12 protein-coding genes are annotated in these 13,600 nt (G+C 36.0%); 8 read left to right on the top strand and 4 right to left on the bottom strand.

What is annotated here, in order from left to right; all coding sequences use genetic code 11:
• Positions 1-4 precede the first annotated feature (4 nt).
• The 5 genes from opp1B to GQ590_RS02740 are packed head-to-tail and all read left to right on the top strand — an operon-like array spanning position 5 to position 4,748.
• Positions 5-949 carry a nickel/cobalt ABC transporter permease gene (opp1B, locus tag GQ590_RS02760; RefSeq protein ID WP_160406400.1) on the top strand — a complete coding sequence of 315 codons (945 nt, stop codon included), beginning with the start codon at positions 5-7 and terminating at the stop codon, positions 947-949.
• On the top strand, positions 946-1,776 hold the full coding sequence (gene opp1C, locus GQ590_RS02755; RefSeq protein ID WP_160406399.1) for a nickel/cobalt ABC transporter permease: 831 nt from the start codon (positions 946-948) through the stop codon (positions 1,774-1,776). The genes opp1B and opp1C overlap by 4 nt, the downstream gene beginning before the upstream one ends.
• On the top strand, positions 1,773-2,639 hold the full coding sequence (locus GQ590_RS02750; RefSeq protein ID WP_160406398.1) for an ABC transporter ATP-binding protein: 867 nt from the start codon (positions 1,773-1,775) through the stop codon (positions 2,637-2,639). Before opp1C ends, GQ590_RS02750 begins: the two co-directional genes overlap by 4 nt.
• Positions 2,640-3,419 (top strand): ABC transporter ATP-binding protein, encoded by a 780-nt coding sequence (locus tag GQ590_RS02745; RefSeq protein WP_160406397.1) that lies wholly within the window; start codon positions 2,640-2,642, stop codon positions 3,417-3,419.
• A 3-nt stretch (positions 3,420-3,422) separates the two neighbouring features.
• Positions 3,423-4,748, top strand: a complete 1,326-nt coding sequence (locus tag GQ590_RS02740) for an MATE family efflux transporter (RefSeq protein ID WP_160406396.1) — start codon at positions 3,423-3,425, stop codon at positions 4,746-4,748.
• 262 nt (positions 4,749-5,010) lie between these two features.
• Here GQ590_RS02740 and GQ590_RS02735 read toward each other — a convergent pair whose 3' ends face one another.
• Positions 5,011-5,217, bottom strand: a complete 207-nt coding sequence (locus GQ590_RS02735) for a hypothetical protein (RefSeq protein ID WP_065635792.1) — start codon at positions 5,215-5,217, stop codon at positions 5,011-5,013.
• Between the two features lie 283 nt (positions 5,218-5,500).
• Here GQ590_RS02735 and GQ590_RS02730 point away from each other — a divergent pair, with 283 nt between their 5' ends.
• A complete protein-coding gene (locus GQ590_RS02730; RefSeq protein ID WP_065635791.1) occupies positions 5,501-5,995 on the top strand; it encodes a GNAT family N-acetyltransferase in 495 nt (164 codons plus the stop codon).
• 46 nt (positions 5,996-6,041) lie between these two features.
• Positions 6,042-6,773: a rhomboid family intramembrane serine protease gene (locus tag GQ590_RS02725; RefSeq protein WP_160406395.1), complete on the top strand. Its 732-nt coding sequence runs from the start codon at positions 6,042-6,044 to the stop codon at positions 6,771-6,773.
• Positions 6,774-6,831: 58 nt separating this feature from the next.
• On the opposite strand, the gene lolE is transcribed toward GQ590_RS02725, so the two are convergent.
• From lolE to lolC, 3 genes are read right to left on the bottom strand one after another with little or no spacing between them, the layout of a single operon-like run.
• Positions 6,832-8,076: a lipoprotein-releasing ABC transporter permease subunit LolE gene (gene lolE, locus GQ590_RS02720; protein ID WP_160406517.1), complete on the bottom strand. Its 1,245-nt coding sequence runs from the start codon at positions 8,074-8,076 to the stop codon at positions 6,832-6,834.
• Between the two features lie 6 nt (positions 8,077-8,082).
• Entirely contained in the window at positions 8,083-8,787 is a 705-nt protein-coding gene (lolD, locus tag GQ590_RS02715; protein WP_160406394.1) for a lipoprotein-releasing ABC transporter ATP-binding protein LolD, read from the bottom strand.
• Positions 8,780-9,982 carry a lipoprotein-releasing ABC transporter permease subunit LolC gene (lolC, locus tag GQ590_RS02710; protein WP_160406515.1) on the bottom strand — a complete coding sequence of 401 codons (1,203 nt, stop codon included), beginning with the start codon at positions 9,980-9,982 and terminating at the stop codon, positions 8,780-8,782. Before lolC ends, lolD begins: the two co-directional genes overlap by 8 nt.
• 158 nt (positions 9,983-10,140) lie before the next feature.
• Here lolC and mfd point away from each other — a divergent pair, with 158 nt between their 5' ends.
• Positions 10,141-13,599, top strand: a complete 3,459-nt coding sequence (gene mfd, locus GQ590_RS02705; RefSeq protein WP_160406393.1) for a transcription-repair coupling factor — start codon at positions 10,141-10,143, stop codon at positions 13,597-13,599.
• Position 13,600 lies beyond the last annotated feature (1 nt).

Raw genomic sequence — 13,600 nt, 5'->3', positions numbered from 1 at the left:
AACAATGTTAAATTATATTTTTAAACGTTTAATTATGATGATACCGATTCTTATCGGTATCTCATTTATTGCTTTTTTGCTGATTAATTTAGCGCCTTCAGATCCTGCCGAAGTTGCATTACGCCTAAACGAAATCATGCCAACGCCTGAAGCCATTGAAAGTATGCGCCAAGAGCTTGGTTTAAATGAACCTTTTTGGTATCGTTATTTTAACTGGCTGTATAACGTCTTTCATCTTGATTTTGGTCGTTCATTTATTCATCGTGACCGATTTGTTTGGGATGAGATGATCCGCTGTTTAAAACCAACACTTATTTTAGCTACATCATCCTTTATTTTTACGCTTATAATTAGTTTAATTTTTGGCATACTCTGTGCCATTTTTGCCAATTCTGCGTTTGATCGGATTTTGCGCATCATTATCTTTTTAGGCACAGCGATGCCAAGTTATTGGCTGGGGCTGTTATTTATTTGGTTATTTGCCAATTATCTTGATCTATTGCCAACTAATGGTTATGGTTCTTGGCAAAATTTAGTTTTACCTACAATTACATTATCGTTTGTGTATATTTCTACTTATATTCGATTTATTCGTAATAACATGATTGAAAACATGCATAATTATTTTGTTTTTTATGCTCGTAGCCGTGGATTAAAAGAACGCACAATCATTTTAAAACATGTGCTAGTCAATTCATTACAAACCACCATCACCGCATTAGGTATGACCATTCCGCAATTAATTGCGGGTTCGTTTGTCGTTGAGTATATATTTTCGTGGCCAGGGCTTGGGCGGTTGTGTATTTCTGCAATAATGAATCGAGATTACCCTGTTATTCAAGCTTATATCTTATTGATGGCTATTTTATTTGTTGTTTGTAATTTTATTGTGGATGTTTTACACCTATTACTCGATCCACGATTAAAAGAGAGTGGTAGTCTTTCATGAACCAATTTAAGCAACTGCTCAACAATAAAATGGCATTATGCTGTTTAACGATTATTGGTGTGTTTATTGTTTTAGGTATTTTAGCCCCTTATATTGCACCATTTGATCCCAATAAAGTTCGCATTGTGCGCAAATATGCAGCGGTTTCTGCTCAGCATTGGTTTGGTTGTGATCATTTAGGTCGAGATATCTTTTCTCGGTTACTTTATGGCATTCGCTCAACACTATTTTTGTCGATATTGACCATGGCAATAACAATTGTTATTGGAACCATCATTGGGCTTATTTCGGGCTATAATAGAGGTAAACTTGACGAATGTATTATGCGCCTTTGCGATATTATGCTTTCTTTTCCAAGTCAGGTAATGATACTAGCCATTGTCGGCGTGCTTGGAGTCGGTATTGAAAACGTGATTATTGCTAATATTGTTGTCAAATGGGCTTGGTATAGCCGAATGATTCGTAGTTCTGTAATCAAGTATAGCCGTAAAAACTATATTCTTTTTTCACGCACAATTGGTGCGCCTCATTTTTTTATTATTCGGCGCCACTTGCTACCTAATATTATGTCTGAACTTGTTGTGCTTGCTACACTTGATACAGGGTGGGTTATTTTAAACATTTCGGCACTTTCTTTTATTGGATTAGGCGTACAAGCACCCACCGCAGAATGGGGATTGATGTTAAGCGAAGCCAAAAACGTAATGATTCAGCACCCGATGCAGATGGTCTTTCCAGGAATGGCTATTTTGATTGTGGTTGCTGCATTTAATATGCTAGGGGATTGTTTGCGAGATATTTTAGATCCAAAGGAAAAAACAGCATGAGTGACACATTGCTTCAAGTTAACAATCTCACCGTAACACTAGATAACAGCAAGCCACTATTAAATAATATTTCGTTTCATCTAAAACATCATCAATGTTTAGGTATAGTTGGTGAAAGCGGTAGTGGCAAAAGCTTAACATGCAAAGCGATTATGGGCTTGTTAGAACCTTATTTTTCAGTTCAAGGGCAAATCCTGTTTTCCCCAAAAAAAACACAAATCAAGTTACAACAAAATGGCGATTTGTTAAAACAAAATAACGAAACATTACGTTTTATGCGTGGTAATGTGATTTCGGCCATTTTACAGCACCCAATGAGTGCTTTTGATCCGCTTTACTGTGTTGGTAACCAAGTTGTTGAAACGCTATTGGCTCATCAACCAATCAGTAAAAATCAAGCCATAACTAAAACGCTTAATATGCTTGCAGATATTGGTCTTGATAATCCTAAACAAATTTATAATCGATACCCTCATCAATTAAGTGGCGGTATGCTACAACGAATAATGATTGGTATTGCTCTTATGCTTGAACCTGAGCTGATTATTGCCGATGAACCAACAACTGCATTAGATTCAATTAGCCAATTTCATATTCTAAAAATATTTGAACAAATTAAACAACAATCCAAAACATCCATGATATTTATCTCACATGATCTAGGCGTTATTCACCATATAGCCGATCACATTTTGGTAATGAATAAAGGCACCATTGTGGAACAAGGAAGTCGAGATCATATTTTTTATCATTCTAAAAATGATTATACTCAATATTTAATTAATGCTCGTAAGCAATTATTAGCCAAATTTAATTGTGTTGTTCAACCCAATTATATAACACCCAGTTCGGAGACAATCTAAATGCCACCGTTGTTACAGCTTGAGCATGTAAAAAAATCGTTTTTACAACCCAATCAAGGCTTACTTGGTCGTAAAAAGATATCGGTAATTAATGATGTCTCGTTTTCACTATATCAAGGTCAGTGTTTGGGAATTATTGGGGAAAGTGGCAGTGGTAAAAGTACCCTAGGTAAACTGATTTTAGGGCTTGAAAAGCCAGATACTGGAAACATTTACTTTAATGGATTTGATACATCTCAACGCGCTTGGCGAAAATCCTCAATGCGGCGTGATATCAGTGCCGTATTTCAAGATTATAATGCATCTGTTAACCCTTATTTTACTACCGCTGAGATTATTGCCGAACCTATTGATATTTACGAAAAAATATCAGCCAAAGAACGCCAAAAACGAATTGATGCGCTGTTGGAACAAGTCGGGTTAGATCACTCCTTTTATCATCGCTTTCCTCATGAAATGAGTGGCGGTCAATTGCAACGAATTTGTATTGCACGGGCGATTGCTTGCTCGCCTAAATTTATTCTATTTGACGAAGCAGTCAGTTCGTTAGATATATCCGTACAAACTCAAATTTTATCTTTACTGGCAGATTTACAAAAACAGCTAAACCTAACCACGATTTTTATCACTCATGATTTAACGACTATCACTTATTTGTGCGATAAGGTGATCTTTTTTTATCAAGGACAAATTGTTGAACAGGTGGACAATATTTCTCAATTAAGCCAAGTCAATCATCCTTATTCTAAACAACTTCTTGAATCTATTTTAGGATTTTAGATTATGACCACATCTTCAAATTCAAACAAACAATACCATTTTAAAAACTACCTTGCGCTAGTTATCCCCTTTATTATTTCAACAATCACCACGCCACTACTGGGTGTGGTTGATACTGCTTTAGTTGGTCACTTACCTAACCCCGCCTTTATTGCGGGTATTGCTGTGGGCACCGTGATTTTTAATACTATTTATTGGCTATTTGGCTTTTTACGAGTCAGCACCACAGGGTTTTCAGCGCAAGCTTTAGATGATCCTATTTTACTAAGATCTTCGCTTATTCGTCCGCTTTTTATTGCCATTTTATTAGGCATTGTTTTTATTATTTTTCAAAGCCTAATATTTAATAGCGCCATGCAGCTGATAAAACCAAATGAAGAAGTAAAACACCACGCCCACACCTATTTTACTATTCTAATTTGGGGAGCACCTTTTGTTTTAATCAATTATGTTTTAGTGGGTTGGTTAATGGGCATGGCAAAAATAAAAGCGGTTTTGTTTTTGCAAGTATTAATCAATTTACTTAACATTGTTATGGCTGCCACGTTTGTTTGGGGCTTTCATTTTGATATTCAAGGTGTCGCTTTTGCTACGCTTAGCGCACAAATTATCTGTACACTATTGGGTATTTGGTTTATTTATGCCTATCTACCTAAAACTGAGCAAAAAACAGATTTCAAAGCCATATTATCTTGGCAATCTTTAAAAGGGGTAATTTTAGTTAATACCAATTTAATGATTCGAACTATCTGTTTACTTATTGTTACCAATCATTTTATCTCAATAGGCTCTCGTTTTAGTACTGAAATGTTAGCCGCTAATGCGGTTTTATTTCAAATCCACTATTTAATGGCTTACTTATTTGATGGTTTTGCCAATGCATCGAGTGTTTTTAGTGGTAAAGCTAAGGGAACAAAAGACATCACGTTATACAATCAAACACTACGTTGGTCATTGCTATCGTGCCTTATTTGTCCTGTTGTTTTGATAGCAATTTGGTTGGGATTTGATTCAATGATTATTCGGTTGCTTACTAATCAAACCGACATTATTAACCTATGTATTGAATATCAATACTGGCTTATTGTATTCCCTATTGTGGTTGCTGGTGGGCTTATTTATTATGGCGTATTTTCAGGTATTAGCTACACATCGTCCATTCGCGACTCAATGATTTTAGCGCTATTGCTATGGTTCATTGCACAATATCTATTTGTGCCAATTTGGGGCAACCATGGGTTATGGCTCTCTTATATTTTATTTAGCGCAGGGCGAACACTCTTTTTAGTCATCTGGATTAAAAAATCTAAAAACAATATTATGCTTTAAGCAGCTACGCAGTAGATAAACCTATTGCGTAGGTTAATATCAAATTAAGTGTAAGTAACAAAACTCAAAAATACACAAGGCATCTCTTTTTTAAACTCAACTTATTGAATATTATTGATTATTTAATATATCAATTAAAGTATATATCACTTTTCCTCGTTTTTTAAGTTTTAAACGGTATAGATTCCTGAATATTTTTTACAAAAATATAATCAAAAAAGGCAACCTAATGGCTGCCTTTAATTGCATTAACAAACTAAAATCACTTTTTATGTGGATGCGGATCTTTAACAGAATCACCCTGTCCAGTCATAATATACCAACCATTTTTGCTATGTGGTTTTTTATTATAATCAGGGCAAGGAGGTAACGATTTCTTACTTTGGTTTGAATAAATATAGCCACAGTCAGCGCATTTATAAGTGCCTGACGAAACATCACTACCATATGGAGCAAATTTGTGTACCATTTTAAGACCCTCCAAATTAAATAAGCGACAAGCCCAATGCTTATCACTGTATATATAACCGCCGATTTAAGAAAAAATCAAGTGTGTTTTTTAAACAAAAAACGAATAAAATAACTATTTTTAATACATAAAAATCAGTCAAAAAAGATATTGATTTTATTGAAATTTTTTTGAGACAAAAATCATTATTTTTTGTTTGCTTTTTAATCAAAATATCCCTTATTGCCTATAACCCATAATAAAATTACAATAATCCTCCTTTTAATTACTTACTACAAAGAAGATGATCACTTACCACGATGCTACATTAGAAGATTTGTCATTTATTGTCGATGTTTATAACTCAACTATTGCTAGCCGACAAGTTACTGCTGATACTCAGCCTGTTTCTGTTGAAAGTAAATTAGATTGGTTTAATCAGCATAACCCACAAAACCGCCCACTTTGGCTAATAAACTATCAAGATAAGCCTTGTGGTTGGATAAGTTTATCTTCATTTTATGGTCGCCCTGCCTATAATAAAACCGTTGAAATCAGCTTGTATCTTCATCAAGATTATCGGGGTAAGCAAATTGGGCAGTTTATGATTAACCGTATTGAGCAGTTTGCTAAGCAAGCAGGCATACAAACCATACTGAGTTATGTGTTTGGTCATAACACGCCTAGTATCAATCTATTTAAAAAAATGCAGTATCAACAATGGGGCTTGTTTCCAAATGTTGCGGAGCTTGACAATATTCAGCGTGATTTGGTGATACTAGGCAAACGGCTAGATTAACCACTCGCTTTGTCAATACAATTTAACACTAAAAAGGACCTTTTTAATGAGTACGTTAAATGATATCAAGTATTACGCTAGTCAATCTAAAATTACCACGACACTAGTGGTCATTAATATTCTATGTTTTTTTGCCTTTAGGATGCTTGATAGTGATGGTTTTTCGTCACTTTATGAAAACCGTTTTTTGATTGATTGGGGAGCCGATGTTGCGGAGTTAACTTTTTCTGGCCAATATTGGCGCATGTTTACTAATTTATTTATGCATATCAGTTTTACTCATTTAGCTATGAATATGCTGGCATTATGGAGCATTGGTCCTATTTTAGAACAGCGCATTCCTTGCCTTGCTTTTGTTGGCATTTACTTTTTTTCAGGGCTGGTAGGAAGCTTATCAAGCGATATTGCCACCATCAATCAAAATGTGATTAGCTGTGGTGCCTCGGGTGCTATTTTGGGTATTATTACCGCATTGTTGGCTTATTGTTTGGTGTTTAAAACCAATATACAAGAAATGCCAGTCAAAGCAATGCTGGTGAGTTTAGTATTAACTGCTGGGTTAGGGTTATGGCCATCTATCGATAATATGGCGCATATCGGTGGTGCTTGCGCTGGTTTTGTGCTTGGTGGGGCTGTTTCGTTATGTATTAAAATGTTCAAATACCCAAGTAAGTTAACTTTACTTATTATTGGTCTTGTATTTATTGTGACTGCATTGGGGATCTATGTGCAATATATGCACTATGCTTTGCCTAGTGGTTATTATGTCTATTATTAATAATAAAAAGGCGCTGATTATCATTAAACAGCGCCTTATTTATGCAAAATCGATACAACTAAAAGCTATTTAAAATCCGAGCAGGTTCGATTTTGCAAGCCCGTTTAGCAGGATAGTAGCTAGCAATTAAGCTTAGTAACATGGCAGTAATAAACACCATGACCACATCAAACAGATGAATTTCGGATGGTAAAAAATCAATAAAATAGATATTACTATTTAAGATTTTATGTCCCATTAATGACTCAATAAAGCCCATGATATTAGAAAGTTGCCATGACAGTATTACGCCTAAAATAACGCCAATTAAACTGCCAATTAACCCTGAAATCACTCCATACCATATAAAAATATGTTTGATTAAACGATTAGTTGCGCCCAGGGTCTTTAATATGGCAATATCACGCTGTTTATCTTTTACGGCAATGACTAAAGTGGATACAATATTAAAACAGGCCACGCCAATCACTACAATCATGGCCAGATACATGATTTGCCTAATCATTTGAATATCACGATACATAAAGCCAAACGTCTGTTCCCAACTATTAAATAACAGATCTTCGTCAAGCCCTAATGCTGCTTGACCAATAAGGTTATTGGATTGATAAACGTCTTTTACATTTACCATAATACCTGTAACGCTATCGCCCATATTTAGTAATTTTTGTGCATCGGTCAACGGAATTAAGGCCATGTTATTACTCAAGCTGCCACTTAATTCTAAAATCCCTACTACTTGCAAACGGACTCTTTTAGGTGGTTTGAGTTGATTTGGACTACTCGAAACAGGAATTAATAAAGAAACCCATCCCCCTTCTCTCACTGATAAATTTTTAGCAAGCCCTGCTCCAATAATAATTTGTTGGTTATCGGGCTTAAAATCTTGCCATTTATTATTCAGTACATAATTCGGTAGTGAACTGATTTGCATTTCTTGTTCAGGGTCAAGACCCTGTACTTGCACAGCACCAAGTTTGCTACCGTTTTCAATTAATCCAGTAAAATTAACAAATGGTAAGGCTGATACAATATTACTATTGTTTTTAAGTTCTTGTTGAACGTGTTGCCAATTATCTAAATTGCCGTACTCTGGATAGAATTGTCCATGTGGCACTACCGATAACACTCGATTGTGTAATTCACGCTCAAAGCCATTCATGGCACTTAAGCCAATAATTAATGCCGCAATACCAATAGCAATACTGAGTGTTGAGATAATCGAAATTAACGACACCATACCACTTTTGCGACGCCCTTTTCGAAATTTTATGGCGGTAATTAAAGATAAATTCATATTAATTATCCATTAATTGTTATCTGATGATGCGCTATCAGAAAGTTGACCATCTCTCATCACCATTTGTTTATCAAGTTTATTGGCAAGCTCAAGATCATGCGTCACCACCAAAAATGCAGTGCCATGTTCCCGATTTAGTTTAATAAGCAAATCAAAAATGGTATCCGCGGTTGATTTATCCAAATTGCCAGTTGGCTCATCAGCCATGACCAGTGCAGGGTTGTTAATTAATGCTCGCCCAATTGCCACACGCTGACGCTCACCACCTGATAGTTCCGATGGACGGTGATTAGCTCGTTTAGCCAAATTAACCGCTTCAAGCATTACCATAGCTCGTTTTTTTGCTTCATTAGGCGATACACCACCAATTAATAGTGGCATTGCAACGTTTTCTAGCGCGGTAAAATCAGGTAATAAGTGATGGAACTGATAAACAAAGCCGATTTCTTGATTACGTAGCTGTGCCTTTTCGACTTCGGATAGTTGGTTAAGTTGTTTTGACTTAAACATGATTTCGCCTGAAGTAGGTTTATCAAGTCCTCCTAATAGATGTAATAACGTACTTTTACCCGATCCTGAACTACCAATAATGGCAAGTAATGATTTAGAGTAAATATCAAACGAGACGTTTTTTAGCACCTCGGTGACCATTTTGCCTTCGTTATAAGTTTTATAAAGATTCTTGGCACTTAGTAATATTGGTGAATTATTCATAACGTAAAGCCTCGGCAGGTTGGATATTGGCTGCACGATATGCAGGATAAAGTGTTGAAATTAGCGATAACATAAGCAATCCAATAATAATTAAAATAATTTGCGATGGTTCAACCAATGAAGGTAGCAAGATACCAGCTAAAGATAAACCTAACAATTGCATGATTTCGTTTAAGTTAATAGCAAGTAACAGTCCTAAGGCGCTACCTAATAACGTGCCAATTATTCCTGAACTTGCACCTTGAATAATAAAAATTAACATAATTTTAAAGCGAGACAGACCTTGTGTTTTTAAAATAGCGACTTCGCCTTGCTTTTCCATCACCAACAAGCTTAATGAAGTAATAATATTAAAAGCCGCAACAATCACAATCAGGCTAATGAGTAATCCCATGACATTTTTTTCCATTTTAATGGCTTGAAATAATTCACCTCGTTTAGCTCGCCAATCTTTAAAGACTAATCCTTCAGGTAATGGGGTATTGGTTATCGAGGCAATATCCAGTGGTTTATCTAAAAATAGACGCCAACTGCTAATCATATTAGGAGGATAACGTAATAAGTTTTTAGCGTCAGATTGATTGACATAAATGAGTGATTGATTAATATCATGATTAACTGAAAATAGTCCAACAATATTAAACAAACGTTGTGAAGGAATACGACCAACTGGAGTGATCTGGCTAGCATCGGTCACCATTAAGCGGATTTTGTCACCAACTGTTACGCCTAATTGATTAGCTAATGTTTGCCCAATAATGACATTGTACTGCCCTGCTTGCAAATCTAAAACAGAACCACTATAGATGTAATCATTGATTGGATCATTGTCTTCTGCTGTAATGCCCATTAAGGTACTTACTGTGATACTTTGTTCACTTTGCAAAACCACATCACCAGTAACTAAAGGGCTAATATGGTTAACACCTTGAATATGGCTAAATTGCTCACCAGTAACAACGTTAGGATCAATACGACCCTGTGAACTTGTAATCTGTGCCTGAGGTAAAAACTTCAAGATACTGCCTTGCATCTGATCTTCAAGCCCATTCATGACTGATAAAACCACAATCAGGCCAATAGAGCCGAGCATAATGCCAATCATTGACAACCATGATACAAAGCGACCAAAGCCATCCGTTTTTTGCCCATACACATAGCGCAAACCAATAAAAAAAACTAATGGACGAAATATTTTTGACATAAACGTATAGATTACCTGAAACTTTTTGACAAAGTTTTGCTAGTTAAATACAAGGTGCTTATCATACAGGATTAAACTGTTATAGAAAACAACCTCATACTTACGTTATAATCTGACAATAAATTTTCAGCGACATCAACGAACTCATCATGTCTAAAACAGTTAATATTTCAAACTTAATTCCTCAAAAATCAGGTGAAGTAAAGCAAATTGGGCAGCTAGTTGGCTCTTCCTTATCACAATTTTGCGCTCAAGCTATAGATGCACATGAAGGTATAGTTGTGATTGTCACTGATGATATGCAACAAACCTCGCGCATTCATGAAGAACTAAAGCAGTTTACATCCTTCCCTTCTATTATCTTTCCAGATTGGGAAACATTGCCTTATGACAGCTTTTCTCCTCATCAAGATATCGTATCAGAACGCTTATCTTGCCTTTATCATCTTGGACATTTAACCAAAGGGGCGTTAATTTTACCCATTAATACCTTAATGCAAAAAGTCTGCCCACAAAGTTATTTGGGTGGACATGTTTTTATGATGAAAAAAGGCTTACAAATTAGTCGTGAACATTTGCGTTTACAACTTGAAAATGCTGGCTATCGTTCAGTTAGCCAAGTCATGGAGCATGGCGAATATGCTACTCGTGGAGCGCTTTTTGATATCTACCCCATGGGCAGTGATAAGCCTTATCGCATCGATTTTTTTGATGATGAAATCGACAGTATCCGTACTTTTGATGTCGAAACTCAACGTACCTTTGATGAAATTGCTGAAATACAATTGCTACCAGCCCATGAGTTTCCTTTCGATAAAACAGCTATTGAGTTGTTTCGTAGTCAATGGCGAGAACAATTTGAAGTTAGATTAGACTCAGAAAGCATCTATCAACAAGTTAGTAAAAATATTTTGCCAACCGGTATTGAATATTGGCAAGCCCTGTTTTTTAACGAACCATTAACACCTCTATTCTCTTATTTTTTAGCAAATAGCTTAATTATCAATACAGTTAATATTGATCAATATGCTAACAAATATTGGCAAGATATTACCCAACGTTATGAAAGCCGCAAAGTCGATCCTATGCGACCATTACTTGCACCAAATGTTATTTGGTCTAAAACTGACGAGATTTTTGCCAATTTCAAAAACTACCCAAGAATGGTTTTATCGCATGCAATAACGACTGAATCAAATAAAAACGTTAATTTGCCTTATGTAGCATTACCTAATATTGCTATTGAGATCCAACAAAAAGATCCTTATTTGCAATTTCAAAAATTTGTTGAAAATTTTGCAGGAACAATCATCTTTTCGGTTGAATCAGAAGGACGCAAAGAGGCTTTACAAGAAATTCTTGGACGAATTCGTATTCATCCCACTACCATCAATTTACTTGATGAACGAAAAAACAGTGATAGCCGATTTTATTTAATCGTTGGAGCTAGTGAACAAGGCTTTATCAATCAGCAAGATAATTTTGCCTTTATTACTGAAAATGAGCTATTAGGACGACGAGTAGTTCGTCGTAAAAAAGAAAATAAACAAGCTATCAATACTGATTCACTTATTCGTAGTTTAGCTGAGCTAACACCCGGCAAACCCGTTGTCCATTTAGAACATGGCGTTGGTCGATATGCAGGACTTACCACATTAGAAACAGGGGGGATTACGGCTGAATATCTTATTCTATTATATGCCAATGACACCAAGCTTTATGTTCCTGTTTCATCATTAAATCTAATTAGCCGTTATTCTGGTGGCGATGAAGAGAACGCACCACTCAATAAATTAGGTACTGATGCTTGGAGTAAAGCACGGCAAAAAGCGGCCGAAAAAGTACGAGATGTTGCAGCTGAATTACTAGATATTTACGCTGAACGTGAAAGTAAACCCGGATTTGAATTTAAACAAGACCGAGAGCAGTATGAACTATTTTGCCAAGGGTTTCCTTATCAAGAAACTGATGATCAACAAAATGCCATTGGGGCAGTAATTGGCGATATGTGCTCTCCTTATGCCATGGATAGATTAGTCTGTGGTGATGTTGGATTTGGTAAAACAGAAGTAGCGATCCGCGCTGCTTTTTTAGCCGTTATTAATCATAAACAAACAGCAGTTTTAGTTCCTACAACTTTACTTGCAGAACAACATTACGAAAGCTTTTGTGATCGCTTTGCAAACTGGCCAATTCGCATAGAAAGCCTGTCTCGATTCAAAACCGCCAAACAACAAAAAAGTATTATAGAAGCTCTTGGTGAAGGCAAAATTGATATTGTAATTGGCACACATAAATTGTTACAAGAAGATATCAAATGGAAAGATTTAGGCTTGTTGATTGTTGATGAAGAACATCGTTTTGGCGTCCGCCAAAAAGAACGAATTAAAGCAATGCGAGCAAACATTGATATTCTAACACTAACCGCAACGCCAATTCCAAGAACCCTCAACATGGCAATGAGTGGTATGCGGGATCTTTCTATTATTGCGACTCCTCCAGCTCGCCGATTAGCAGTGAAAACCTTTGTTCGAGAATATGATGATCTTGTGATTAGAGAAGCCATTTTGCGTGAAATTTTACGTGGTGGTCAGATTTATTATTTGCACAATGATATTTCTGATATCGAAAAAGTAAGCGAAAAACTGGCAGAGCTGGTGCCCGAAGCGCGAATTACCATTGGTCATGGGCAAATGCATGAACGCGACTTAGAGCGCGTAATGAATGACTTTCATCATCAACGTTTTAACATACTTGTTTGTACAACCATTGTTGAAACTGGTATCGACATTCCTAATGCCAATACCATTATCATTGATCGTGCTGATAAATTTGGTTTAGCACAGCTACACCAATTACGAGGACGTGTTGGTCGATCATACCATCAAGCTTATGCTTATCTATTAACGCCACATCCCAAGTTACTCAGCAAAGATGCCAAAAGACGCCTTGATGCAATAGCCTCGCTCGAGGATTTAGGCGCTGGATTTGCCTTAGCAACGCATGATCTTGAAATTCGTGGTGCTGGCGAGCTGCTTGGCAGTGATCAAAGTGGTCAAATCGAAACTATTGGCTTTAATCTTTATATTGAACTGCTTGATGACGCCGTTAAGTCACTAAAAGAAGGCAAAGAACCAACACTTGAATCATTACTCAATAATCAACAAACAGAAATTGAGTTACGCTTACCAACACTTATTCCTGATGATTTTATTCCCGATGTTAATACACGGCTATCGCTTTATAAACGCATTGCTAGCGTTGATAACCTTGATGAGCTCACCGACATTCAAGTTGAAATGCGTGATCGCTTTGGACAATTACCTGATGCGGTACTATTTTTGTTAGAAACAACCAAAATCCGCTATCATGCAAATCAACTAGGTATTACTAAAATCGAATTTGGCGAAAAAGGTGGTTATATTGAATTTGGCAGTAATAATAAAGTGTCAGTTGATTATTTAATTGAAATAATACAAAAAGAGCCAAAAAATTATCGCTTAGAAAACTCAAATCGATTAAAATTACAAAAATCAGAATTACAACGAAATGAACGTATTGAATATATTAAAAATTTGTTGGCTAATTTTGCAAAGCATCAAGAATGAT

Origin of the sequence: Gilliamella sp. Lep-s35 (genome assembly GCF_009795845.1) — a bacterium.
Classification (GTDB): domain Bacteria; phylum Pseudomonadota; class Gammaproteobacteria; order Enterobacterales; family Orbaceae; genus Gilliamella.
The sequence above is the reverse complement of the archived record's forward strand: the minus strand, read 5'-3'. Positions and strand labels throughout refer to the sequence as shown.